Annotated in this window: 25 protein-coding genes and 1 pseudogene; 9 read left to right on the top strand and 17 right to left on the bottom strand. The window is 49.7% G+C overall.

Features of this window, described 5'->3' with window-relative positions; all coding sequences use genetic code 11:
- Nucleotides 1-3: 3 nt before the first annotated feature.
- From ACZ49R_RS01690 to ACZ49R_RS01670, 5 genes are all read right to left on the bottom strand, one after another.
- A complete protein-coding gene (locus ACZ49R_RS01690; protein WP_464733474.1) occupies nt 4-1,884 on the bottom strand; it encodes a carboxypeptidase-like regulatory domain-containing protein in 1,881 nt (626 codons plus the stop codon).
- 264 nt (nt 1,885-2,148) lie between these two features.
- The gene (gene porB / locus ACZ49R_RS01685) at nt 2,149-3,093 is read right to left on the bottom strand and encodes a pyruvate synthase subunit PorB (RefSeq protein WP_011762973.1); all 945 of its coding nucleotides are present in this window, start codon (nt 3,091-3,093) and stop codon (nt 2,149-2,151) included.
- Nucleotides 3,090-4,268 carry a ferredoxin oxidoreductase gene (locus ACZ49R_RS01680; protein ID WP_464734077.1) on the bottom strand — a complete coding sequence of 393 codons (1,179 nt, stop codon included), beginning with the start codon at nt 4,266-4,268 and terminating at the stop codon, nt 3,090-3,092. The genes porB and ACZ49R_RS01680 overlap by 4 nt, the downstream gene beginning before the upstream one ends.
- Complete coding sequence (locus ACZ49R_RS01675; protein WP_464733473.1) at nt 4,268-4,579, bottom strand: 4Fe-4S binding protein; 312 nt, start codon at nt 4,577-4,579, stop codon at nt 4,268-4,270. Before ACZ49R_RS01675 ends, ACZ49R_RS01680 begins: the two co-directional genes overlap by 1 nt.
- Nucleotides 4,576-5,097: a 2-oxoacid:acceptor oxidoreductase family protein gene (locus ACZ49R_RS01670; protein WP_464733472.1), complete on the bottom strand. Its 522-nt coding sequence runs from the start codon at nt 5,095-5,097 to the stop codon at nt 4,576-4,578. The genes ACZ49R_RS01675 and ACZ49R_RS01670 overlap by 4 nt, the downstream gene beginning before the upstream one ends.
- Before the next feature lie 189 nt (nt 5,098-5,286).
- Here ACZ49R_RS01670 and ACZ49R_RS01665 point away from each other — a divergent pair, with 189 nt between their 5' ends.
- On the top strand, nt 5,287-5,640 hold the full coding sequence (locus tag ACZ49R_RS01665; RefSeq protein WP_464733471.1) for a NifB/NifX family molybdenum-iron cluster-binding protein: 354 nt from the start codon (nt 5,287-5,289) through the stop codon (nt 5,638-5,640).
- On the opposite strand, the gene ACZ49R_RS01660 is transcribed toward ACZ49R_RS01665, so the two are convergent.
- Nucleotides 5,624-7,483 carry an aldehyde ferredoxin oxidoreductase N-terminal domain-containing protein gene (locus tag ACZ49R_RS01660; RefSeq protein WP_464733470.1) on the bottom strand — a complete coding sequence of 620 codons (1,860 nt, stop codon included), beginning with the start codon at nt 7,481-7,483 and terminating at the stop codon, nt 5,624-5,626. The genes ACZ49R_RS01665 and ACZ49R_RS01660 overlap by 17 nt on opposite strands.
- Before the next feature lie 96 nt (nt 7,484-7,579).
- Here ACZ49R_RS01660 and ACZ49R_RS01655 point away from each other — a divergent pair, with 96 nt between their 5' ends.
- The gene (locus tag ACZ49R_RS01655; protein ID WP_011762965.1) at nt 7,580-7,963 is read left to right on the top strand and encodes a CBS domain-containing protein; all 384 of its coding nucleotides are present in this window, start codon (nt 7,580-7,582) and stop codon (nt 7,961-7,963) included.
- Nucleotides 7,964-8,125: 162 nt separating this feature from the next.
- On the opposite strand, the pseudogene ACZ49R_RS01650 reads toward ACZ49R_RS01655, so the two are convergent.
- From ACZ49R_RS01650 to ACZ49R_RS01635, 4 genes and pseudogenes are all read right to left on the bottom strand, one after another.
- Nucleotides 8,126-8,779, bottom strand: a pseudogene (locus ACZ49R_RS01650) (transposase family protein); the annotation flags it as partial.
- A gap of 432 nt (nt 8,780-9,211) precedes the next feature.
- A complete protein-coding gene (locus ACZ49R_RS01645) occupies nt 9,212-9,739 on the bottom strand; it encodes an HD domain-containing protein (RefSeq protein ID WP_464733469.1) in 528 nt (175 codons plus the stop codon).
- Nucleotides 9,736-10,989, bottom strand: coding sequence for a Glu-tRNA(Gln) amidotransferase subunit GatD (gatD, locus tag ACZ49R_RS01640; RefSeq protein ID WP_464733468.1), 1,254 nt, complete (start codon nt 10,987-10,989; stop codon nt 9,736-9,738). Before gatD ends, ACZ49R_RS01645 begins: the two co-directional genes overlap by 4 nt.
- A gap of 291 nt (nt 10,990-11,280) precedes the next feature.
- A complete protein-coding gene (locus ACZ49R_RS01635) occupies nt 11,281-11,724 on the bottom strand; it encodes a hypothetical protein (protein ID WP_464733467.1) in 444 nt (147 codons plus the stop codon).
- Between the two features lie 387 nt (nt 11,725-12,111).
- Here ACZ49R_RS01635 and ACZ49R_RS01630 point away from each other — a divergent pair, with 387 nt between their 5' ends.
- A complete protein-coding gene (locus ACZ49R_RS01630) occupies nt 12,112-13,566 on the top strand; it encodes an RtcB family protein (RefSeq protein WP_011762961.1) in 1,455 nt (484 codons plus the stop codon).
- Here the strand turns inward: ACZ49R_RS01630 and ACZ49R_RS01625 are convergent.
- Together ACZ49R_RS01625 and hisB are read right to left on the bottom strand one after the other, a co-directional pair.
- A complete protein-coding gene (locus tag ACZ49R_RS01625; RefSeq protein WP_464733466.1) occupies nt 13,556-14,248 on the bottom strand; it encodes a 1-(5-phosphoribosyl)-5-[(5-phosphoribosylamino)methylideneamino] imidazole-4-carboxamide isomerase in 693 nt (230 codons plus the stop codon). The two genes, ACZ49R_RS01630 and ACZ49R_RS01625, sit on opposite strands and share 11 nt — an antisense overlap.
- Nucleotides 14,245-14,808 carry an imidazoleglycerol-phosphate dehydratase gene (gene hisB / locus ACZ49R_RS01620; RefSeq protein ID WP_464733465.1) on the bottom strand — a complete coding sequence of 188 codons (564 nt, stop codon included), beginning with the start codon at nt 14,806-14,808 and terminating at the stop codon, nt 14,245-14,247. The genes ACZ49R_RS01625 and hisB overlap by 4 nt, the downstream gene beginning before the upstream one ends.
- A 44-nt stretch (nt 14,809-14,852) precedes the next feature.
- Here hisB and hisF point away from each other — a divergent pair, with 44 nt between their 5' ends.
- From hisF to hisE, 3 genes are read left to right on the top strand one after another with little or no spacing between them, the layout of a single operon-like run.
- The gene (hisF, locus tag ACZ49R_RS01615; protein WP_464733464.1) at nt 14,853-15,611 is read left to right on the top strand and encodes an imidazole glycerol phosphate synthase subunit HisF; all 759 of its coding nucleotides are present in this window, start codon (nt 14,853-14,855) and stop codon (nt 15,609-15,611) included.
- On the top strand, nt 15,608-16,717 hold the full coding sequence (gene hisD, locus ACZ49R_RS01610; RefSeq protein ID WP_464733463.1) for a histidinol dehydrogenase: 1,110 nt from the start codon (nt 15,608-15,610) through the stop codon (nt 16,715-16,717). Before hisF ends, hisD begins: the two co-directional genes overlap by 4 nt.
- Nucleotides 16,714-16,998: a phosphoribosyl-ATP diphosphatase gene (hisE, locus tag ACZ49R_RS01605; protein ID WP_011762956.1), complete on the top strand. Its 285-nt coding sequence runs from the start codon at nt 16,714-16,716 to the stop codon at nt 16,996-16,998. The genes hisD and hisE overlap by 4 nt, the downstream gene beginning before the upstream one ends.
- Before the next feature lie 3 nt (nt 16,999-17,001).
- On the opposite strand, the gene hisG is transcribed toward hisE, so the two are convergent.
- Nucleotides 17,002-17,850: an ATP phosphoribosyltransferase gene (hisG, locus tag ACZ49R_RS01600; RefSeq protein ID WP_011762955.1), complete on the bottom strand. Its 849-nt coding sequence runs from the start codon at nt 17,848-17,850 to the stop codon at nt 17,002-17,004.
- 38 nt (nt 17,851-17,888) lie between these two features.
- A complete protein-coding gene (locus ACZ49R_RS01595; RefSeq protein WP_464734076.1) occupies nt 17,889-18,896 on the bottom strand; it encodes a pyridoxal phosphate-dependent aminotransferase in 1,008 nt (335 codons plus the stop codon).
- A gap of 54 nt (nt 18,897-18,950) precedes the next feature.
- Here ACZ49R_RS01595 and hisI point away from each other — a divergent pair, with 54 nt between their 5' ends.
- A complete protein-coding gene (hisI, locus tag ACZ49R_RS01590) occupies nt 18,951-19,343 on the top strand; it encodes a phosphoribosyl-AMP cyclohydrolase (protein WP_464734075.1) in 393 nt (130 codons plus the stop codon).
- A gap of 105 nt (nt 19,344-19,448) precedes the next feature.
- Here the strand turns inward: hisI and ACZ49R_RS01585 are convergent, their stop codons facing one another.
- Nucleotides 19,449-19,976 (bottom strand): ZPR1 zinc finger domain-containing protein, encoded by a 528-nt coding sequence (locus tag ACZ49R_RS01585; protein WP_464733462.1) that lies wholly within the window; start codon nt 19,974-19,976, stop codon nt 19,449-19,451.
- Nucleotides 19,977-20,022: 46 nt separating this feature from the next.
- Between ACZ49R_RS01585 and ACZ49R_RS01580 the strand changes: the two genes are divergently transcribed.
- On the top strand, nt 20,023-20,289 hold the full coding sequence (locus ACZ49R_RS01580) for a hypothetical protein (protein ID WP_464733461.1): 267 nt from the start codon (nt 20,023-20,025) through the stop codon (nt 20,287-20,289).
- A 29-nt stretch (nt 20,290-20,318) separates the two neighbouring features.
- Nucleotides 20,319-20,885: a hypothetical protein gene (locus tag ACZ49R_RS01575; RefSeq protein WP_464733460.1), complete on the top strand. Its 567-nt coding sequence runs from the start codon at nt 20,319-20,321 to the stop codon at nt 20,883-20,885.
- On the opposite strand, the gene ACZ49R_RS01570 is transcribed toward ACZ49R_RS01575, so the two are convergent.
- Together ACZ49R_RS01570 and ACZ49R_RS01565 are read right to left on the bottom strand one after the other, a co-directional pair.
- Nucleotides 20,882-21,598 (bottom strand): isopentenyl phosphate kinase, encoded by a 717-nt coding sequence (locus ACZ49R_RS01570; RefSeq protein ID WP_011762949.1) that lies wholly within the window; start codon nt 21,596-21,598, stop codon nt 20,882-20,884. The genes ACZ49R_RS01575 and ACZ49R_RS01570 overlap by 4 nt on opposite strands.
- Nucleotides 21,598-22,602: a polyprenyl synthetase family protein gene (locus tag ACZ49R_RS01565; protein ID WP_464733459.1), complete on the bottom strand. Its 1,005-nt coding sequence runs from the start codon at nt 22,600-22,602 to the stop codon at nt 21,598-21,600. Before ACZ49R_RS01565 ends, ACZ49R_RS01570 begins: the two co-directional genes overlap by 1 nt.
- Between the last annotated feature and the right edge of the window lie 41 nt (nt 22,603-22,643).

Raw genomic sequence — 22,643 nt, 5'->3', positions numbered from 1 at the left:
GGGTTATATTTGTTCTACCTCGGCAACAGGCTCTCTTCTTCTTGCAAAGGCGAAGTACAGCCCAGCCGCGGAGAGCCCGCCGACAGTTGCCAGGGCGTCTAGCGTAGTTATGGGCACGCCGCCTACCACGGCCACTATAGGCGTCTTTATGACTTTCTCTACGTCTCCGTTGACGTCGATTGTATCGCTTACCTTGACCCTTCCTCCGACGTCGACGTTAACCTTGTACGTGCCGGCCAGCACGTCTGGGAACCTCACAGCTCCAGAGCTGTCGGTTTTGCCGGAGGCCGGGAAGCCCTCAATAGCCACAGACGCCTCCGCTATCGGCTGGTTCAAGGCGCCGACCACCACTATCTTGACGGTGTATATGCCCAACGTCACCGGCTGCGGACTGGCGATCAAGGAGTTCACCTCGACGTGGACCGCCTTGACTCCCTTGTAGCTAATATCTAGGGCGAAGGGCTCGGGTTTGTAGACCTTCACCTCGACGTAGCCGGTGGAGGCAGCCGCCTCGAATTTGTCAGAGACAGCAGACAGCTGTGACACTGGGCGGCCCTTGGTGTCTACCACAGGTATCCTCATGGGCCTCCAGTTGATTATGAAGGTGTAGGTTCCGACCTCCTTGGTGTCTCCCATCTGCACCACTAGGTAGGCCTGCCTTCCGTCAGGCGATATGGAGGCCGCCCTCAGACCGCCGCCCCACACTAGCTTAACGTCTGTGGCATTGGATATCATGGCGTTGCCGGGGGTTCTGATGGCCACGATCTTGGCCAACTCGGGCAACTGCATCACTATGGCTGTCCACTGGCCGTCTGCCACGTCAACGTCTGTTATGTTGACCAAAGCTCTGTCGGGCAACCACTTGACCTGGGCTTCCTTGTACACGATGGGTATGTATATCACATTGACGGTGCTGGGCAAGGTGGAGGTTATCTTGAAGCCCTCGCCATAGACTATCGCGATCTTGTACCTGATGTTGAAGTTCCAGACGGGCGGTATTAGGTACGAAACGCTTCTAACTATGATGTTCTGATTGACGTCTGTCACCGTGTCCACCAAGCCGCCGGAGATGGCGATGTCGCCGGTCACCTCCTTGCCGATTAGGTTGGCGTCTGCGGTGTATGCGAACACCACGTAGCCAAGTAGCTTCCAGCCCTGGGGGACGCCCACCTCTGCGCCGGATACGGCGAACTCTCCGTTGGGCGCCACGGAAGCGGTCTGTTTAGAGAGGCTTTTGACCAACATGGCAGCGGGCATCGCCGGGCCTTGGCCGATGACAATCTTGTACTTGCCCGGGGTGTTTATCTCCACCACCTTAGGCTCAACTCTATAGACGGTGGCGGGGGTGCCGTCGGGTCTCTCCACGGACTTTACGACGTAGGAGGCATAGGGCTCGATGGTGAGCCTAGCCATGGCGTTGAAGCCTTGCGCAAGCTTGCCGTCTGGGACGTTGACCTCAAGGGTGGTGTCTCCGTTGAGCGGGATGTAGCTCGCCTTGACGTAAGTGTAGGTGATCCTCACCTTCACCTCCACCTGGTCCTTTGCTGTGTTTATCAGGGTGACCTTGGAGGCGTCGGGGCCGACATATACGGCGGACACGAAGCCGTTTTGGTCAAAGGTCTTGCTTATCTGGCCGTCAGCTCCCACCTGGATGGAGGGGTATGCGCCGAGAAACTCTATCTTCATACCCGCGTATACGTAGCCCTCACCAGGTGTCACATACGGTCTCGCCAGTGTCGCCACGCCAGCGCCCTGTATCTTCAGCGTGGTCTCCTCTACCTTATAGGCAATTTGTTCAAATTTTGCCGTGGGAGGTATGACTACAGTTGTCGCCGCTAGGATTAATGCGGCTAGCCCTAGTGTAAGCAGGATCGTTCTTGTCATGACAACTACACTCGCATATTTTTTAAGAGCTACGCATATAAACACGCTCAGATAAGAGAAATACATTGATAATATGATAAGCCCTTTAAAGTTGAACTGCCGTCGCCTTGAGCTGTGGGGCTCACATAATTAGTAGTCCGGTCGTGGCGTAAAGCCATCGTACACAAGCCGGATGGCGCTATGCTCTCCACGAAGAATAGAGAGATTATGTCAAGTCTTTCTTCACAATTCTGTTGTAGAAAATATAGCCTGCCGAGACCAAGGCTATAATTGAGCTAATTTTGCGAGATATTGCCAATAGGCATCAAGTTCTTTTTCTAGCTCTGTTATTTCCTCTTCGGTGAGGTGAGCAAATCTCCCCTGAAGTTTTAAATATTCTTTTAACGGCTTTCTTCTCGATTTGTCTATATGATTGTTACTCGGCGGATTTAGTATCAACTTGCCATGGTCCCATTCGTAAAGTGGGAAATAGCCGGTCTCTACCGCTAGTCTAGCAACTTCAACTGTCTTATTTTCTGGATAGCGCCAACCGGGGACACAGGGGGTAAAGATATGTAGGAATGTGGGACCCTCCGCGGTATATTCAAGCGCCGTCTTTATCTTATTTACCATATCTAATACATACGCTACACTTGCTGTTGCAGCATAAGGCACTCTGTGGGCCATTACTATGCCCATGATGTCTTTTTTCCATTGTATTTTCCCTCTAATTGCAGTACCCACAGGCGTTGTTGTTGTCCAGGCAAATTTTGGCGTGGAGCCGCTTCTTTGTATGCCTGTGTTCATGTAGGCCTCGTTGTCGTAGAGTATGTACAAAACGCCGTGTCTCCGTTCAAGCATCCCACTGAGCGACTGTAAACCTATATCGTATGTCCCGCCGTCTCCTGCAATCACAACTACTTTTGTATCCCCCGCATCCCACATACCCTTTCTCTTGAGAGTTTTTATCGCGGCCTCCACGCCAGATGCCACTGCTGCAGAGTTTTCAAACGCCACGTGTATATAGGGGTGCATCCACGCCGTTTCTGGATACGGCGTTGTTGTAACTTCAACACAGCCGGTCGCATTGACTATTATTGCGTTAGGACCTACCGTTTTTGTTATCCACCTCATGGCAATTGCGGCGCCACAACCGGCGCACATCCTATGGCCAGGGGCAAAGAGCTCCTCACGTGGTAAATCTCTTAGAGTCCTATAGTAGAGCTTCATATCCTCACGCCCATAAATACAACTTCTTTACCCGGCCTATCTTTTAGCATTGTATACACCTTGTATAAATCTTCGACATATATCGTGCGCTGCCCTATGCCGTGGATTATATTTATCGCCGGTTTATCTATGCCGTTCATATACATAGCCGTTGCTATGTCTTTATATAACGGTCCCTCGGCGGGACTGCCAAACATTATCGCCCGGTCGACTACTGCAAAGGCCTTGACCCCTTCTAACGCCTTTAGAATCTCCAAAGTGGGAAACGGTCTGTATAACCTCACTCTTATAACTCCAGCTGCAATACCTTTCTCTCTTGCTCTATCTGCGGCTATTCTCGCATTGCCGTAAGCCGCGCCGCCGTATGTAACTAATGCATAGTCGGCGTCTTCCATCTTATATGTTTCAACTACGCCGTAGCTACGGCCAAATTTCGAGCCATATGCGACATCTACCTCTTTTGCGACTTTATAAGCCTCTCTAAGCGCCAACACTTGTTGGTACTTGAACTCGTAATACCAATCTGGAGATGCAAGAGGACCCATGGTAACTGGGCGTTTGGGGTTAAGCGTATATGGCCTTATTTGGCGTGGGAGGAATTTTCTGACTTCACTCTCATCGTTAAGTTCTACAGGCTCTACCGTATGGCTCATTAAGAAGCCGTCGTACGCCACCATGACTGGTAAATATACAGACTCGGCTAGCCTATACGCTTGTATAATAGTGTCGTAAGCCTCTTGGGCAGATGCGACAATATAAATGACCCAACCGGTATCTCTTGCGTTCATGACATCACTATAATCGCCGTGTATGCTAATTGGCGCAGAAAGCGCCCTTGCGGGAACAGCCATGACTATGGGGAGTCTCAAGGCGCTTGCAATATGGAGTATCTCGTGTGCATATTCCAACCCCTGGCTTGACGTCGCTGTAAAAACTCTAGCGCCTGTCGCCGACGCGCCTACTACAGCCGAGAGAGCTGAGTGTTCAGACTCCACATGTATAAGCTCTGCGTTTAACTCGCCGTTGGCTACAAATTCAGCTAGTTTCTCAACTATTGTGGTCTGCGGCGTGATTGGATATACAGCAATGACGTCTACATCTGCAGCTTTTACCGCATATGCAACGGCGTAGTTGCTAGTCAACGCTTCTTTATGTTTTACCTCCTGTATCTGCATCATGTCGTCTCTGGAACCATCTCTATTGCCTTAGTAGGACATTCGTTTGCACAAATACCACAACCTTTGCAATAGTCATAATTTATTTCATACTTTACATCGTAGGTTCTATTTCCAACTTTAAACACGCCCCTCTTTTCTACTATAGTACCCTCGGGACAGTAGAGCCAACAGAGCTGGCATCTTATACATCTTTCGTCGTTTATCACAGGTCTCAAAGTCCTCCAACCGGCTGTAATGTTTTTCCTAGTAGAGCCAGGCTCAGGTATTACCGCCCCTATAGGCAACTCAGTTGCCTTAGGAAGTGTCATAGCTCTTTTGTCTCCTGGTATGCCGTCTCTATTAGTTTTACATTTAGATCGTATAGCTTGCCTGAGAAGTATTTTCTCAATGCTTCAATTACCGAGCTTAACGAAACCACACCTGTTGCCTTAATAACCGCGCCTATCAAAGCCGTGTTTACAATAGGCCTCCCTAAGATTTTCATAGAGAGAGAAGTTGCATCTATGTAATAAGTCTTTAAAGATGTCTTATATACGCCGTTTACAACTAGAATAGTCGTGGGCTTCGCCCCATCAAGAGGATTTTCGGCAACAAAGAGTGAGTGGTCCGCCACTACAATAACATCTGGGTTTAAGACAGGCTCGCGCGAATATATCGGTTTGCCAGAGATACGGAGGTAGGATTTTACAGGAGCCCCTCTACGTTCTGGGCCAAACTCAGGAAATGCTTGTGCGTATTTACCCTCTAGGATTGCCGCTGTCGCAAGAACTTGTGCTGCAGTGACCATACCCTGGCCGCCGCGGCCGTGAAAACGAATCTCTAACATAAGTATGAATAACTATCACTATTTAACTTTATCTATTTCGCATCTATCGCAGTCTAATACGCTAAATTACTATAAAGTTAAATATATATTACTACAAAACGATTTTTATATACATTATTTAATAATATATAGAGTATATAGTTGTTATTCACTGGATATTATTAAAAATGGGAAACGAATATTTTTGTCATGCGTATACTGATTCCGGTAAACGAACTTAAAGGCCTCAATTCCCCGATCTCTGACGAGTTTGGAGAAGCGCCGTATTTCTTGGTAGTAGATGGCGATAGAGTTGAGAGTTATAAAAACGACGAAGTGATCACTGGGCGCGGGCACAGGTGGGAGGAGATCCTCAGGCTCAAGCCCGATGTAGTGATCACTAGGGAAATTGGGAGGCCCGCCTACTATGCCTTCAAGGCAAGGGGAGTCAAGATATATCTTGCAGAAGGCGCCACCGTAGTTGAGGCATTGGAAAAATTAAAAAGAGGCGAACTGAAAGAATTTCCGCACGAGCTAGTCCACGAGCCTAGGCACCCTCACTGATGAGCTTGTCAAGCGCGTCCTTGAACCTAATCCACCACTCGTAGTAGTCGTCATAGTCTTGGAACTGCCACTCTTTTGAGCCTAGCTCCCTCGCCAGCGTGGAGACGAGGTCTTTCGCCCTTTTGCTCTCCCAGGGCATGGGCTCTGCCCCTGCTAACTTCGCATACTGGGCAAACCCTCTGTAGATCTCAGGGGTCGGGGGGTTGAGACCCACAAGTGTATATAGCTCTTTCAACACGGGCTCTGCCCATCCGCGGTGGAATCTACATATCCCTGCGTTGTCTATATAGGCCTCGGCCACCGCCCTCTCGTAAGATGACTTTGCGAAGTCCTCAGGCGCCATGAAGGTGGGGTTGTAGTTTGTCCAGTAGCGGCCTTGTATATACATCGGCGCCACTAGGCCGGGCGCCCAGTAGAAGTTAGGCGTCATATACCCCTCGGTACCATATGCCGCATATACTGCAAGGTCTCTAAACCTATGGCCAGTAGTTACTACTCTGTCGTGAAATTTTCTTTCTAACTCCCGCGCGGCCTTCCTAATTCCGTACTTTGCAACAAGCGACAACACCTCGGTAGTGTTATTTACAAAATTTTCCACAAGCTTTATCGCAAGCCGGGCGTTTTTTCTAGAGTCCTCCACCGGGTTAAAACTCTGTGGGTTAAATGCTGGAATTTCGTCTATGCCCACCTCTTCTGGCTTTAAAAGGCCTACATATACGGCGTCAAAGAGCCAGGCAACTATATGTCCAGTCTCTATGGCGTCTAGACCGAGTCTATCTATCTTATCGACGAGAGGAACAGCCTCTTCAAATAGGTAGTTGCCTATGAAGGGCCCGGCGGCGTGGAATGACTCATAGTCGACCTTCTTGCCGCGCCACACTTTTTTACAGACGACTGGACAGGGCTCTCCGCAGTTATACCAACTTTTTGATTTTTCAAATACCTCTCTCTGGAAGGGCCTCCAGAACAGCTCTACTATCAAGTCCGCATGTTTTATTCTCTCCTCCTTAGACATATATATGGATTTATAGCCGAAAAGGGGGAGAAGGTCGCGGTAGTGTAGATAATTTACGCCAAAGGTGCCTCCCGTCCCTAGCTTCGGGTCGAATCTATATTTAATAGTCTTCTCTTGTACAACATCGATATAACGTTTTCCAAACTTATAGAGAAATATCTTGTCTATAGCCTCTGGATCTGATATTTTTTCATACAACGGCTTTTTAAAGCCCCCCAACACAATTGCTGCAACGTTGTGCCCTTGGGCAAGCGCCGTGCCTGGGCCGCCTCGCGCGGCAAAGTCTTCCGCGCCTAGTTTAAACTCACCTTTTTTAACGTCTATATCTATAGATATAACAGCGCCGTTGTATGTGGTATATGCCGCAGGTCCTACGACAAGCGCTCTCGCACCATATTGTTTAAAAAAGTCTATATAGCGCTCGTATAATTGTCTAGCTGTTTCATATGCGTCGCTTGGGTTTACCTCTATAAATTTCACATCGCCGTTTGCAATAAACAAAGCGATCGGCCTCTCCGCCTTTCCGACAATAGAAACGGCTTGAGCGCCCATGCCCATCGCTTTATATGCAACGCCGCCTATAGCAGATATATGAAGAGTCTTTGTCTGCGGGCTTTTAAATACAAACACAAGTCTGTGTACTCCGTATAGTCTTCCGCCTACGAAAGGGCCGAAGCCGAATACCACGGGGGCTTCAGGAGATAGGGGGTCTAAGCGCCATGACTCTGCCTCTTTATGTACTGTTAGCGCTATTTCAAGGATACCGGAGACATTAAGCTCTTTTTTACCTACCTTCTGACTTCCAACGTCTATTGTTAATAATAACATGGAAATATGCTCGGCTTTCTTATTAAGTCTTTTGTTATTCCTAGGTCTACTCGTTTAACTTAGTAATACTTTTAAATTCTGAATTGTAATATTACTATGAAGGTAAAAGATCTCGTGAAAAATTCTGTAATCTCTTGCTATATTGACGAACCCATTGAGTGTGCCATTGCTAAGATGTATGCTGCAAATGTCGGAAGCGTTGTGGTGCTAGATAGATCTGGTAACCCTGTCGGAATAGTTACTGAGCGGGACATAGTCAGATTTTTAGCTCAAGAAATCGATTTAAAAACCCCGCTAGAGAAAGTCGCACGTAAGACTTTGATCACCGCATCAGTGGAAGACTCCATAATTTCCGCCGCTGTAAAAATGATAGAACATAACATACGCCACATGCCTGTAGTAGACCAAGGTAAGATCATAGGCGTTATAAGCATAAGAGATGTGCTACGGGCGTTGTTAACAACAGAGGCATTTCCCTGAAATCGTCCCCCTATCTCTTTCTTGGCCCCTCCCTGGGGGACTTAAGGACCCGCCTCGGGTGTGCCGGGGCGGGGGGGCGGGTCATACGGGGGCTGGCCGCTGGTTGTTTATATTGTAACAGCTTGGCGCCCCCGTCTGCCGCCCTGGGGGGCCATGCGTCGTTCATGAAATAGAGAGAGTTACGAGGTTAAGTGGGGTGGTTGCCGGTGCGGAAGAAGCGGGTTGTTTTGCCTTTTCTATCAGTTCTCAATACTTCTTCTCTGCCCAAATCACGGACACGTTGTCTCTATGTGCCCCGAAGCCGCAGGCGGGAAAGCACATGAAGCGGCCCTTCTTCACCGCCATATTAGCCCCGCAACGGGGGCGAACGATCGAATACAGTTGCTCCTCCAAGTACGGAATGCCATACCACTGCGTCAACTCCTTCAACATCTTCCTCAACTGCCCGAGCCCGTCTAGGAAGTGTTTCTTCACTCCGCTACTGTCCCCCTCCTTCAGCTCCCGGTAACTCTCCTCCTCCATCGTGTCTACCACGACGGCGGCTTGGTGCTCTCTGGCCAACTTAATGATTTCACGCGCCGCGTCTACCACGATGTCTCAGATTAGACTACGCCCTTCTTTAAGTCGACGAAGACGGACGTTCCCACGCCTTTCTCGTCCTCGATCTTCAGTTGGACGTTTAACGGAACCGCCCTGTAGAACACTACGTCGCACCAAAACACCTTGGCTTTATCTATGAAATACTTTTTTAAGCCCGTACTTAGGGAACACCTCTTCGATAATCCGGTGCGCCAACTCCCGCTTGTCTGGCGTGAGACTTATTGTGTTTATCAACCGAAAGCTCAGCCCTTCAAGATGGGGGTCTAGTTTAAAAACTCGTAAATCTCCATGAACCATACCCGGGACTAGAGCCCCTCCTTTATGACGCAGGCCTTCCTCGGGAGGGCTCGGGACGCGCCCGTGGGTACGCCTTTTGGCGGCCGCGGGCGTGGGGGCCAGCCGTGCCCACGCGGACGGGCGCGTCAGACCGCAATATCCGGCCGGTCTCCAGGGCCGGTTGGTTCATAGGTGAGAGAGTTTTACGAGTTTAGACTGTAGGACTTCTCTACGGCTTAAAACAGCTGAAGAACCGCCTCTAAAACGCTATGCTCGACAGAGCAGACACGCCACCCGACGAGTACAAACGGGGAGATATAGACCCGATTGTACAATGTGCTACAGACTTTTGCGAACTAGAAGAAAAAAGTATTAGCTCAACCCTCGGCAGTATTTACTGACGTAGTAGTCTAAAATATGTGCAAAATCGTCATAAGCCATTAATTTTTTGTACAAAGACCTCGCCAAATCCTCTGTCGGATAGCCCAACTGGCTATAGCGACAAGCTCTTATGAGAGTGGCTAACTTATCTGCAAACGCCACTATTCTACCTACAGTATTTGTCTCATATCTATACCATCTAAAAAACTCGGCCAGGTGTGGAAACTCTCTCTTGAAGACCTCCTCTTCGAGCTCCTCCCAACGGAGTCTGTCACGTACCTCGCGCCCGGGGTGGCCCAACACGGCCTCCGCCAGGTCATGAACGGCGGCTACCGCCAGAACCTCTGCCATGTTTATATCGACTCCTTCGGTGTTTAATCTTGCCGCTATTTCGCCTGCTAAAAGTGTGACAAGCAGAGAGTGGGCACATACAGTCTCGGCGTCTGTAACCCCTCTTTGAAGCCAGCCGACCCGCGGCGTTTTACAAAGCGTATCTACCACAGTTAGTACGTCGGTCATAGGGCGCCAAATGCTGTAGGGTCGGATCTTGGACTTATCTCATATGCAAAAGGCGTTTTGAGAACTTGCGGCACCTCCTCTCGCCTAAAGTTTGCCAAAGCCCACGACATTTTGACATACGCCACCTCAGGAAGCATGTCTTCTAGAGGCACTACGCCTAGGGAAAGGAGCTCTCTCCCTCTCCGGTAGACGTAGAGATTTACCCTGCCGTAGATAGTCTGGCTGGTCATAGCTACAATCACCCCGGCATCTACCAGCCGCTTTACGGAGGGGAGTAAATACTCTCCAACGTGGCCAAAGCCCGTGCCCTCAATAACAACGCCCTTGGCCCCTATCTCTAGCAACACGTCTAACATCCTGGGGTGCATCCCTGGGAAAAATTTCACAAGTGCAACCGCCTCCTCAAATCTATCTGTATACTCTAAAGCCCCCCTCTCTTTGTACTCCTCGGCGAGTATCTGTAAAAGATCTTTTTCAACATAATATTCAGCCAGGGGCGTTGTGTTTATCGACTGGAAAGCATCACGCCTAGACGTATGCATTTTTCTAACCCTTGTCCCCCTATGTACGGCAATTATACTGTCGCTACTGGCTTTATGCATAACTACTACAGACTCCGCAAATGGCGCTCTTGTGGCAACTGCCATGGCGGCCTTTAGATTAAGAACCGCATCTGTAGAAGGCCTGTCGCTTGACCTCTGCGCCCCCACGAGCGCTATAGGCCCGGGCGCGCTTTTAAAAGCAAAAGCCAGCGCCGCTGCCGTATAGTGCATAGTGTCTGTTCCGTGGAGCACCACAACACCTCTAGCCCCCCTCTTAAATGCGTCGCCAACTCTGGCCGCTATGTAAGACCACATGGCAGGAGTCATGTCTTCGCTAAATTTCGCCGCCACTTGTTCAGCTTCAACAGAGGCTTCCAAGCCGCCTAAAACTTCAAAGAGATATTCAACACTAAGCGTCGGGTATACGCCGCCAGTTACATAATCAACCCGTGAGAGAATAGTCCCCCCAGTGGCTAGTAGCCAAACTTTCTCACCCTTTAACTCTGGCACACGTGGCGGAGCCGGCTCGCCACTGACAACTTCGCCTAAGTCTACAATTTCGCGTATACGACTCTTTTTAAAACCAACGTTATAACCATTTCTCAACTTTAACACCACAATATCTGGGTCACTAAATTGTGTAGGCGGTATTAAAACGCCTTCAAAAACATCGCCATTTTCCAACACCACTCTTACTCTCCTATACATATTGACAAACGAGATTTGAGATCTCCTTAAAGTTTTCGCCTGTCCCTAGGTGTTGTCTAGGGACTTTCTCCTCGCCCACGTCTTCATCGGCATCCAAGACACCTCGGGCGTGGGATCTCTCTCCTGCCTGCCCACCCATGGCGATTCCACTACCTCTGAGACAGAGCTGTAAGATGCTGAGTTAAAATACATACTGCCGAAAACAGACAAAAAGTGGACTAGATAGGTAGCTAGACTCATCTACCTCTTCATTGATTAACTGATGCCGAAAATAAAAGCCCTTGGCTATATCTAACCCCCTGGACAAGCCCCCTCAGAATTTGACACTATAGGTGTAAATATAAAGCTAAAGCCTTGTGATGTTACTACACGGCCGACAGGCATTTGACCGGCTACAACAGTAACATCTGGGAAATACGCTTTTATATATCCCACATCCCCAGCCTTTATGACGTCTCTCACAGAACCGTTTACATAAATTCTTACATTGGAGGCGATCTTCCCGTTAAGCTCTACGTTAGTAATTTCTAATCCTCCGGAGCCTCCTGTGATAAAACATACTTTAACCTCTGAGCCCACCTCTCTGGGATAAACATAGGCTTGCGTCACAGCTATATAAGTGTATTGTAGCGAAGAGTAGAGAGTTGTATATAGGTATGCGGCGAGAGCGATAGCAATCGCTAAGATTATAGGCATTAATACGGCAATTTGTATACTAACAACAGCGCCCCTCATGCCCCTCTTATACACTTCTAATTATTAAGTTGCACTACCTCGTAGGATTAAAATTACCTATTCTCATCGTCAAAATGACGCTCCCCTCAGCAACTTCTTTTACGTTCCAAAGGGCTGGGGTTTTCCATGGCGGTTTTCTCCCTGCCGTCAGTGATTGATCTACAGTATTCACAAACTCAACGATGCGAAATCGCTTTGACTAGGTGTCTATAATTGCCATCACATGTCTTCCACTTACAGCACGAATAAAAGTAAACCCCGCCGGATTCACAGCGCGGCATATAGCCGCTCTTATCCGGCATAGTCCCGGCGGTATATTATGTATAACTTTTTTAAAAACTTTGCGCCAAGGCTAAAAACTTTTAAGTTCATAGCGTGAGTAGCTACATGGGAAACTTCCCTATTAACAAAGTTAATGATTATGTGTGGGAGATTCCACCTGGCGTAAAGCCGTGTCAAAAAGTTCCAGTCAGGATATTTGCTGATAGTGTACTACTTGAAAAAATGAAGGCCGACCTCACCATTGAACAAGGCATTAACGTAGGCTGTCTCCCCGGCATTTATAAATACAGCATAATTCTCCCAGACGGACATCAGGGTTACGGCTTTCCCATAGGCGGCGTAGCTGCAATTGACGCAGAAAACGGTGTAATTTCGCCTGGAGGCATTGGTTACGATATCAACTGTGGGGTCCGCGTCTTAAGGACTAATCTCACAGAGGAGGAGGTCAGGCCGAAGCTTAAGGAGCTTGTAGACACTATATTTAGACTCGTGCCGCCTGGAGTGGGAGGCACAGGCCACCTCAAGCTGTCGCCTGGCGAATTTGAAAGAGTACTTGCAGAAGGCGTAGAGTGGGCAGTACAAAAGGGGTACGGCTGGGCTGAAGATATGGAGTATATAGAGGAGAGGGGGTCTTGGAAGCTTGCAGACCCCTCTAAAGTCAGCGAAAAGGCCAAGGCGAGAGGCAAAGATCAGTTAGGCACCTTAGGCTCTGGGAACCACTTCCTAGAGATTCAGGTAGTAGACAAGATTTTTGACGAGAAAGTAGCCAAAGTGTTTGGCATAGAGAGGGAGGGACAAGTTCTCGTGATGATACACACCGGGAGCCGCGGCCTTGGACACCAGGTGGCAACAGATTATCTTTTGATTATGGAGAGAAATATGAGGAGGTGGGGCTTAAATCTGCCTGACAGAGAGCTGGCAGCGGCTCCTCTCAATGATAAAGTTGCCGAGGATTATATCAAGGCTATGGCCGCAGCCGCCAATTTTGCTTGGACAAACCGCCATATAATTATGCATTGGGTTAGAGAAGCCTTTAAGAAGGTGTTTGGCTCTATAGAGAAGGTGGGACTGGAGCTTATCTACGACGTTGCGCACAACATCGCAAAACTTGAAGAACACATAGTAGACGACAAAGGCACAGTGAGAAGAGTGTGGGTACACCGCAAAGGAGCAACTAGAGCCTTTCCGCCCGGAAACCCTGAGATACCTGCAAAATATAGACAGGTGGGCCAGCCAGTTTTAATACCGGGTAGCATGGGCACGGCTTCCTGGATACTGGTAGGCACCCCTGAAGCTATGAAGCTCACCTTCGGCACGGCGCCGCATGGCGCAGGCCGCGTCTTGAGCAGAGAGGCCGCCATTAGGATGTACCCGCCGCATAAGGTGCAGGAAGAGATGACGAAGCGCGGCATCATTGTGAGGAGCGCGGAGACTGAGGTGATAAGCGAGGAGGCGCCGTGGGCCTACAAGGACGTGGACAGGGTAGTGGAGTCAACCCACCAGGTGGGCTTTGCAAAGAAGGTAGTTAGGCAGAGGCCCATCGGCGTGGTCAAGGGATAAAGCCGGCGCAGTTTTTCAGATCTCCCTTGTAGATGGCGTAGCCAACGATAACGCCGTCGAAGCCCGCCTCCAACGCCTTTTTTACATCTACACAGTTGTTTACGCCTCCTGCGTAGTAGAGGCGGACCGCGACGTCTCTCAACTTCGCTAGATCCACCGGTAGCCTAAAGCCGGCCCCAGTCCCCTCCACGTCGACGGAAGTTATGACCAACGCAGCGAGGGGGCCGTGGGGCTTGAGCGCCGCGGCTGCCTCCTCTGGTGTGGCGGCCGCCTTAGTCCAACCGTCTGTGACAACAACGCCACCTTTCACGTCCAGCGAAACCACAAGACGGCTTCTGTATTTAGCCGCAACAGAGGCAAACAGAGACGGGTTTTTAAACGGCATAGAGCCAATCACCGCGTATCTACAGAGAGATAGAGCCCACTCCACTGCCTCCGCCGACCTGAGTCCGCCCCCCAACTGGCACCGGCCGCCGAGCTCGTGGGCGACCTGTTTTACGACGTTTGTGTTCACTGGGCGGCCGGCCTCAGCGCCGTCTAGGTCAACCACGTGGACTAGGTCAGCTCTGCTGAACCTACGCGCGAGCTCGAGGGGGTCCCCCACGAATATGTACTCCCCCCTCTTCCCCTGAACTCTCTTTACCGCTCTGCCGCCCTCTATATCGATGGAAGGGATGATCATCCCAACACCCCCTTTGTAGATAGGACGTCACTCCCGGGAGACATGGCTTGTCTAAAGGCTAGCCCGAGCGCCTTGTGCACCGCCTCCACCTTGTGGTGTGGGTCTCTGCCGCGTGTATACACATGTATAGTGGCTCTTGCCTCCGAAGCGAGTGTGCAGACCCAGTGTGGAAACATCCAGAGGGGATAGCCCCCCAGATCGACAGGGGGGAGCTTAGCTTTCACAACACAGTACGCCCTGCCGCCTAGGTCCACCGCCGCCAACGCAAACGCGTCGTCCATGGGCACTGCCGCCCAGCCGAACCTCGCTATCCTCCCCCGATCCCCCAGCATCTGGTCCAGCGCTCTGCCCAGCGCAATGGCCACATCTTCGATGAGGTGGTGGCCGTCGTCCAGCCTCCTCTTTTCCCTAGCCTCTACAGTCCCGCCTAACCCGGCGTATAGGAGGAAGGTCTCCAGCATGTGTGTAAGAAATGGAATCGGTGTCTCAACCCGCGGCCTTTCGCCCGCTTTTAGAGACATGGCGACGTAAGTCTCCGCCGTCTCTCTGACGTAGGACATATTGTCTCCGATATACATTTTTAAAAATGTATTATGTGTGGCCGATGCCGGCCGTCAGAGTGATACCTTGCTTAGACATGGACGGAAAGGCGGGGGTGGTGGTAAAGGGCGTCAACTTCATGGGCATTAAGGAGGTGGGAGATCCCGTGGAGATGGCCGTTAGATATGAGGAGGAGGGCGCCGACGAAATCGCCGTGTTAGATATAACAGCTACGCCAGAGGGCAGAGGCACGTTTATAGATTCTGTGAGGAGGGTCGCCTCCGCCGTGACGATCCCTGTCCTCGTCGGCGGCGGCGTGAGGAGCCTGTCAGACGCAGAGGCTCTGTTTAAAGCGGGCGCCGACAAGGTCTCGGTGAACACAGCCGCCGTCAAAAACCCGCAGCTGGTGGCGGATATGGCTAGGGAGTTCGGCTCCCAGTCCACCGTGGTGGCGATAGACGCTAAGCTCGTGGGCGGTAGATATGAGGTCTATGTCCGAGGGGGCCGCGACCCCACGGGCCTAGACGCCGTGGAGTGGGCGAAAAAGGTAGAGGAGTTGGGGGCTGGGGAGATACTGCTGACTTCTATAGATAGAGATGGGACAAAGCTGGGCTACGACGTCGAGCTCCTCAGGAGGGTCGCTCACTCTGTCAAAATCCCGGTGATCGCCTCCGGGGGGGCCGGCGAGCTTAAACACTTCTACGAGGCCGTCGCCGCGGGGGCCGACGCGGTCTTGGCAGCAAGTCTCTTCCACTTTAGGGTTGTAGAGGTGGTGGAGGTCAAGCGTTACCTCAACAGGCTTGGGGTGGAGGTTAGGCTATGAGGCGCGTCCTCCCACGCGACGTGGTGAAGTCTGTGGAGGAGATAGTAGACGACGTAGCGGAGAGAGGGCTACAGGCGGCCTTGGAGTACTCAAGGCGTTTTGACGGCGTTGCGCCAGAGAGAGCCCTCCTAGAACCCAGGCCCGGCGGAGATCCAGACGTGGTGGCTGCAGCGCTGGAGGTGGCCAAATCCCTAGAGATGCTCTACAGTAAGCTCAAGCCGCCTGAGGCTGTAGATTTCTACGGCGGCGTTCTCAGGTCGGTCTTCTGGAGACCGGTGAGGTCGGTGGCTCTCTACGTCCCGGCTAGATATGTGTCGACCCTCGTGATGCTTGCAGTCCCTGCAAGGGCAGCCGGCGTTGAGAAGATATACGTCGTCACCCCGCCCAAGGGCGCCACCGGCGAGCTCCTTGCCGTGGCGAAGGAGCTTGATGTTGCCGGCGTGATCCCCATCGGAGGTCCACACGGTCTCGCCTACGCCGTATTTCACATGGGCGTAGACATGGTGGCGGGGCCCGGGGGGCTCTATGTCCAAGCGGCTAAGTACGTATTGTCTCTACACGTGGGTATCGACGGCATAGAGGGGCCGACAGAGCTTGTGGTATATGCAGAGGGGGTTCCGCCGGAGAAGGCGGTGGCCGGGGCGTTGGCGCAACTAGAGCACGGCCCCACCTCCTTCGCCTACCTAGTCTCAACAGACAGCGGACTGCTGGAGGCCGCCGCCGAGATATACAGACGCGAGAGAACCTCCTCCATGGGACCTCTCGAGGTTAGAAAGGTCCACGATGTAGAAGAGGCGGTGAGACTCATAGACTCGATAGCCCCTGAGCATCTCGAGGTGTGGGGCACCAGGGAGGTGGCGTACCGCGTGAGAAACGTGGGGGCCGTCTCAGTAAATATGCCGAGCCCCTACCTTGACTACGCCGCCGGCATAAGCCACGTATTGCCCACCGGGGGTTCGGCCAGGTGGCGTGGGATAATTACGCCCGCCACCTTCATGAAGCCAATCGGCGTGGCGGAGGCTGTGGGACGTCTAGAGCTTCTAGAGGCCGCCAGAAGGTTGGCGGAGTATGAAGGCTTCAGATACCACAGACAAGCGTTAGCATGAGCTGCGAAATTCTTAGGAAGCTGGAGGAAGTCATAAGGAGGAGGATCGAGGAGAAGAACCCGGAGAGTTACACCTACCGCCTGTACTCCTCGGGGATCCACAACGTGGCGAGGAAAGTCGGCGAGGAGGCGGTAGAGGTGGCCGTGGCGGCATTGGCAGAGGGCAAAAGCCGTATTGTTGAAGAGGCAGCAGACCTGTTATACCACCTCCTCGTCCTCCTCAACTCTACAGGCCTATCCCTCGGCGATGTGTGTGCCGAGTTAGAGAGACGGATGCGCTGAGTCTCAACTAATCAATTTCTCTATAGATGTAACTACAATGTCTTTTGCCCCTGCGTTTTTCAACTTCATAACTAGGTCAGGTAGAATATCCTCAGGAACTACGCTGAAAACCTCGTAGACGTCTCCCTTCGCTAATTTTGTAACGCTGGGGGCCTCCATAGCTGGGAGAATAGATAACACATCCTCCAGCTTTGTAGCTGGCACATTTAGAAAAATCATTTTTCTCCCCTGGGCGGCATAATAGCCTTTTATAAAAGTCACGAGTTTTTTCGTCAGCTCATGGTTGACGTAGTTCGGGTGGACTATTAATCTGGCAGATGTCTCTAACACTGTGGCTATGGGCGTTAGCCCATGTATTTCAAGTGTTGTACCTGTAGCCATAACGTCTAAAATTGCATCTGCAATACCTAGCTGAGGTAGGATCTCGACAGAACCTGCAACTCTGACTATCCTCACCCGTTTACCCAACTCTGCGAAGTAGTTGTAGGCGATGTTTACAAACTTTGTCGCAACTCTTGCCCCCGGCGGCAGTTCGTCTATAGACTTTATACCGCTGGTCTTTGGCACAGCTACCACGAGCTTACCCTTGCCGAATTCTAAGTCAAGTACTTCAACCACATTTGACCCAGACTCAATTATGTAATCATGGCCTGTAATTCCAGCCCATATTCTACCAGAATCTACTAGATATGGAATATCCTCAGGTCTCGCCTTGATTATATTTACGTCATTCCATGAGGTTGGTAATACAAGCGCTCTTTCATCTGAGGCAAGAGGCTTTATCCCCACAGCCTCTAACAACCTCAGAGTAGGCTCTTGTAGTCTCCCTTTAGAGGGTATTGCAAGAAGCATGGGGATGGGGAGTCATATCAGTGCAATAGCTCTACCTTTTAACTTTTCAATGCTTTGTCAAACGCCGATATGAATTTCTCCATTATTGCCATAGGCGCTAGTGTAAAACGTATACACGAAGAACAAAGCGGCTTACCCCCCAATACTCTTACCACAAATCCCTCACTCTCTAGCCTAGACGCTATAGACTCTGCTTTTGTGACTCTTACAGTAACGAAGTTGACAGGGCCGTAATACTTTTCTAGTTTAATCTTAGACAAAACCCACTCACGTACCACACTGAGGGCTTGTATAGACCGTTCCACATAGGGTCTTCCCTTCTCTAGCGCATTTTCAATCACCTTGGCAGAGAAAGAAGATATGGGATGCGGCGGCGACAAAACTCTAAGAGACTGAGCTAACTTTCTCTCAGCTACTATATAGCCAACTCTAGCGCCGGCAAGTCCCCAGGCTTTAGAAAACGTCCTAATTTCGATCACGTTGCCATACTCGTATAACTTAGGCGTCCATAGACCAGCAAACTCAGCATATGCGCCGTCGAGAATAACCAGCCCACTAAATCTTGCAACGAGTTCTTCAACCTCTTTCACTAAATGTGCTGTTGGATTGTTTGGCGAACATATATACACAGAAGAGACCCCCGATTTAATTACTCTATCTATATCTAGCGATAGGTCGCTATTATATGTAATCACCGTCGGCTTGAGTCCAACTTGTCGAGCTATTACATGCGCCATGCCATATGTAGGTTCTACAATAGCCAAGCCGCCGTTTATATGTACACTTAGCTGCATCGCAAGCCTTAGCCCCTCATCGGCGCCGGCCGTCACGACAACAGATCCTTGGGGTAAGCCGTGGAAAATTTCGATTTTTTCAGCCAACCTCTTGTTATTGGGATCTGTGTAGTATCTCAGCTCTTGGGGCTCTACAGACGGCATGATCTCTCTATAATACTCCTCTGGGAGAAAGAGATTTTCGTTAAAATGAAGCCTAATCTTACTATAGCCAACGTCTGGTTCTTCGTATACGAAGTCGAATATAGGCATATGCACAGCCCTAGGGAGTGTCAAGCTAATAAATCTTCAACTGTGAGACAACTGATGCGCATATTCGACAATCTAGAGACAAAGCCGTTGGCAACGCCAGAAGAGGCGTGGAAAATAGCCAGATTGCTAAACTATCGCCACATAGGAGGTACAGTAGTCGCCGTGGCACAAGATATTGAAACCAGAGACATCTTAATGGTCGGCTATATGGACCCGGTGGCTGTCGTTTTAACGTTGACGACAGGCTTGGCCCACTACTACTCTACTTCACGTAATAGAATATGGCTAAAGGGAGAGACCAGCGGACACTTCCAGATAGTAAAGGAGTTTAGAACTGATTGTGATAGAGATGCTGTCTTATTAAAAGTAGTACAGATAGGAGTCGCGTGTCACCTAGGGACACGCAGTTGTTTTGAGTCGCCCAACTCCTTTAGGATAAGACTATAGTCTCGCCCCCTCTGCATCTCCCGGCCCTCTCTGGGGGCTCCGAGTCCGCCCCGGAGCCGCCTTTTCGGCAACCCCAGGACGGGGGGCCGGTTGTGCAAAGGGGACCTACTCTAGGTATTCTACTGTTACTGTTTCTGGCCTATACGGTTGTATAAACGACTTCCCTAGCGAGTCCTCAACTATTAGGGTAAAACCGCCTTTCTCTATCTTCTCATATACGGTATTTATAAATCCGTCTATTCTAGCGGCATTTTCAGGCTCTAGGGCTTTTAGTCTTTCCGCATAGTCAATTATCTTATACATAAAGCCCTCTACTGTAGTTATCATAGGCTCTCCGTGGCTCCCCGGCTCTAGTGAAAAGCCTAAATCTGGCGAATATATGACTCCAGTCTTGCTACGGATGAGAAGAGATTTTGCAACATCTATGCCGTCTTTGGCTTTAAAAATTACGCGAATTGGCCGTCCAACTTCTGCATATTCGACGTCAAAAAGGCGGTAGCCGCAATTGCTACAGTAGCCGCTTTGAAGTAACACGTTGCCAAAAAAGGGAGTCTCATATAGTATCTCCACATATCTAAATGTCTTTGTTCCACAGACTGGACAAGTTATTTCGCCGCTATATATTATCGACATAATCTTCACTTGTTGACAACTTAAAAAGGTGTTTCTACTGCTACATATGGAAAAGTTCGACGTCGTAGTTGGACTGGCTGTCGTAGTGTTTGTCTCTCTTGTCTTAAGCGGATTTTGGAGTATTTTTGGGCCAAATACGCAGTTATGTACAACGCTAGTGGGCTACGTTCTTCTCGGCTCTCTCGCAGGCACACTCTTACTCCTCAGCCGGTGGTATAAACAACTTGAAACTGTAGGTATTGTATTTACACTGCTCTATCTCTTAACAATGTGGATAACTTATGTAAGCCCTGGCTATCTTGCCAACTGTTAAAACTTATATAATTAGACAACAGCGAGGGCATGGTTACTAAAAGCGAAAAGAGGAGAAGGCGCGGGAAGATATTTATCATAGCCCTCATCGCCCTTATATTTGCCGAAACTGGATATATCTTAGGTACCACAGGCTTGGGCTGGATTATCTTCGGCCCTAGAGGCGCTTCTCCAACCACAGACTTTACTACTGTGCTCTCAGTCAGCCAGGCCTATGTCTTTTTCAACGGCACAGTCTCAGCTGTTACAACACCTCCGCGATACGATAACGCCTATGTCTACCTAATTTTATACAGGCCTGGTATACAGCTCCCCCAGGCGTTGACTCAACAAATATCTCTAGACGCCGCAGAGAGACCTGTATATGTCTTGCCAGTGTTGGAGTACAATACGCCGATAAACCCCGCCGATTTTGCCGAAGCGTTGCCAACCAATGCAAAAAAACCCGTGATTCTTCTCACATATACTATGGACAAATTTGAAAAAATACGGTCGTGGATTATTGGCGTGGAAAATACATTACATGCCACGTTAAGCGGCAGTTATATAAGAGTGGAGCTGGCAGATGGGCTTCCAAAAAGCGTAAAATTTTTCTAAGGCTCAGCCATGGTGCAACTCTCCGGGGTCTTGCCTTCTAATATCTTCTCTACTGCCTCTCTATCCATAATTGAACAATAGAAGACTGGAATTCCCAAAGCCGCTATCGCAAGACCCACCGCGATCTTCTTTCTAACACCCCCCGTTACATCTATGCCTGCGGTGCCCTCTATATCTATGTCGCTTTCTATCCTCTGAATTTTAGAAGCCCCAGGCGTGCCCGGCGGCGCTGTATATATGCCGTCTACATCCATTAGGAAAACCACGGCGTTTGGCTTAAGAGCTTTTGTAAGTTGGAGAGCTATGTCGTCGCCACTTATGACAACATACCCCACATCTGCGGGAACTATATCGCCGTGGAGAAGCGGATATAGACCATTTTCGAGGGCGTGTTTAATAGGCTCAAGTCTAGTTGGGGTGTCTCTCCAGAAGATATCGCTAGGCTCTATCGGCATGGCGTATACCCCAGCCTCTGCCAGCTCTTCTATTACATATGAAGTAAGACGTTTGAGAGCTGCCTTTGTATACGCTATCCCTAGGGGAGTTAGGCCATATGTCTTAACGTGAGGATGTGCAAAAGAGCCAGCGCCATGTATAAGCACAGCTGGTCTACCGCGAAGTGTAGACGCTATATATGAAATACGCCCCTTGACGTAGGTATATGGTTTTGTTTTATCTGTTATTGCAGAACCGCCAAATTTGACTATATACATCAGTATTGTCTTTCTAGTATAAAATCTAACAATTCTTTCAACGTACCATTGTTTGGGATATTCTCCAGATAGCGTTCTGCCTCTCTTCTATACTTTTCAGCAAGTGAAAGAGCCTCTTCTCTAGCTTTCACAGAGTCTAGTAAAGCGACAGCGTTTTTTATATCGGCCTCGCCTACTTCTGCTTTTGATAATATTGAAAGTAGACGCTCTCTCTCGGAATGCGGGAGTTTTGAAAGCGCTATGGCCACAACCGCATTTCCCCTTTTGTGTTCCTTAATATCTTTGCCAATCTCTTTGCCGAATTTTTTCGGATCGCCGTATATATCAAGTACGTCATCGATAATTTGAAAGGCTATGCCAGCATTTAAGCCGAAGTTCCAAGCTACCTCGGCGAGCTCCTTACTGTCGCTGACTGATAAAACTCCCCATTTTGCAGCAGCTGCAATTAATACGCCTGTCTTAAGCGACACCATGTGTATATAGTCTTCTACCGTCACGTCTCTCTTTCTAGCTTTTATAAAATACGGGTCGTCTCGCCCGGCGTATTCAAAAAGGATGTCTAGTCTCTCTCCCTCGTCTATTGCCTTAATTACCTTGGCCACCTCTTTTGCAAAAACAAGAGGCTTCGGCGTATCTAATACAGCCTCTTCAATAGCCTCTCTATACCATATGCCAATTAAAATAGCGGCGTTGTCTCCAAAGGCTTTTCTAACTGTCGGCATGCCTCTTCTCACATCTCCTCTGTCTATAATATCGTCATATATAAGAGAGTAGTTATGAATTAACTCCACTATAGTTGCAGCAGGCAGAGCCGGCTCCCACTGCCCTGAGACTGCCTCAGCTATTGCCAATGTTAACAAAGGCCTTAGTCTCTTCCCGCCGGTTTTTATCTGATACAGCACTTCTTCTCTAAAATCTGGCGCTACATCTATTGAGAGATAGTGTTCTAAAGCTCTTTCTATCGCCCCCCCGTAGTTCTGATGTAACTTAGTTACTATGTCCATAGTGTGGAAAACCAATAAATATATATGTAATAGCGGTGGCG

This window comes from Pyrobaculum organotrophum (assembly GCF_055384425.1).
The sequence above is the reverse complement of the archived record's forward strand: the minus strand, read 5'-3'. Positions and strand labels throughout refer to the sequence as shown.

Excerpts from the sequence above, each read along its gene's own strand:
- ACZ49R_RS01690 (WP_464733474.1), bottom strand. The coding sequence starts at position 1,884 with ATGACAAGAACGATCCTGCTTACACTAGGGCTAGCCGCATTAATCCTA.
- porB (WP_011762973.1), bottom strand. The coding sequence starts at position 3,093 with ATGAAGCTCTACTATAGGACTCTAAGAGATTTACCACGTGAGGAGCTC.
- ACZ49R_RS01680 (WP_464734077.1), bottom strand. The coding sequence starts at position 4,268 with ATGCAGATACAGGAGGTAAAACATAAAGAAGCGTTGACTAGCAACTAC.
- ACZ49R_RS01675 (WP_464733473.1), bottom strand. The coding sequence starts at position 4,579 with ATGACACTTCCTAAGGCAACTGAGTTGCCTATAGGGGCGGTAATACCT.
- ACZ49R_RS01670 (WP_464733472.1), bottom strand. The coding sequence starts at position 5,097 with ATGTTAGAGATTCGTTTTCACGGCCGCGGCGGCCAGGGTATGGTCACT.
- ACZ49R_RS01665 (WP_464733471.1), top strand. The coding sequence starts at position 5,287 with ATGCGTATACTGATTCCGGTAAACGAACTTAAAGGCCTCAATTCCCCG.
- ACZ49R_RS01660 (WP_464733470.1), bottom strand. The coding sequence starts at position 7,483 with ATGTTATTATTAACAATAGACGTTGGAAGTCAGAAGGTAGGTAAAAAA.
- ACZ49R_RS01655 (WP_011762965.1), top strand. The coding sequence starts at position 7,580 with ATGAAGGTAAAAGATCTCGTGAAAAATTCTGTAATCTCTTGCTATATT.
- ACZ49R_RS01645 (WP_464733469.1), bottom strand. The coding sequence starts at position 9,739 with ATGACCGACGTACTAACTGTGGTAGATACGCTTTGTAAAACGCCGCGG.
- gatD (WP_464733468.1), bottom strand. The coding sequence starts at position 10,989 with ATGTATAGGAGAGTAAGAGTGGTGTTGGAAAATGGCGATGTTTTTGAA.
- ACZ49R_RS01635 (WP_464733467.1), bottom strand. The coding sequence starts at position 11,724 with ATGAGGGGCGCTGTTGTTAGTATACAAATTGCCGTATTAATGCCTATA.
- ACZ49R_RS01630 (WP_011762961.1), top strand. The coding sequence starts at position 12,112 with ATGGGAAACTTCCCTATTAACAAAGTTAATGATTATGTGTGGGAGATT.
- ACZ49R_RS01625 (WP_464733466.1), bottom strand. The coding sequence starts at position 14,248 with ATGATCATCCCTTCCATCGATATAGAGGGCGGCAGAGCGGTAAAGAGA.
- hisB (WP_464733465.1), bottom strand. The coding sequence starts at position 14,808 with ATGTCCTACGTCAGAGAGACGGCGGAGACTTACGTCGCCATGTCTCTA.
- hisF (WP_464733464.1), top strand. The coding sequence starts at position 14,853 with ATGCCGGCCGTCAGAGTGATACCTTGCTTAGACATGGACGGAAAGGCG.
- hisD (WP_464733463.1), top strand. The coding sequence starts at position 15,608 with ATGAGGCGCGTCCTCCCACGCGACGTGGTGAAGTCTGTGGAGGAGATA.
- hisE (WP_011762956.1), top strand. The coding sequence starts at position 16,714 with ATGAGCTGCGAAATTCTTAGGAAGCTGGAGGAAGTCATAAGGAGGAGG.
- hisG (WP_011762955.1), bottom strand. The coding sequence starts at position 17,850 with ATGCTTCTTGCAATACCCTCTAAAGGGAGACTACAAGAGCCTACTCTG.
- ACZ49R_RS01595 (WP_464734076.1), bottom strand. The coding sequence starts at position 18,896 with ATGCCTATATTCGACTTCGTATACGAAGAACCAGACGTTGGCTATAGT.
- hisI (WP_464734075.1), top strand. The coding sequence starts at position 18,951 with ATGCGCATATTCGACAATCTAGAGACAAAGCCGTTGGCAACGCCAGAA.
- ACZ49R_RS01585 (WP_464733462.1), bottom strand. The coding sequence starts at position 19,976 with ATGTCGATAATATATAGCGGCGAAATAACTTGTCCAGTCTGTGGAACA.
- ACZ49R_RS01580 (WP_464733461.1), top strand. The coding sequence starts at position 20,023 with ATGGAAAAGTTCGACGTCGTAGTTGGACTGGCTGTCGTAGTGTTTGTC.
- ACZ49R_RS01575 (WP_464733460.1), top strand. The coding sequence starts at position 20,319 with ATGGTTACTAAAAGCGAAAAGAGGAGAAGGCGCGGGAAGATATTTATC.
- ACZ49R_RS01570 (WP_011762949.1), bottom strand. The coding sequence starts at position 21,598 with ATGTATATAGTCAAATTTGGCGGTTCTGCAATAACAGATAAAACAAAA.
- ACZ49R_RS01565 (WP_464733459.1), bottom strand. The coding sequence starts at position 22,602 with ATGGACATAGTAACTAAGTTACATCAGAACTACGGGGGGGCGATAGAA.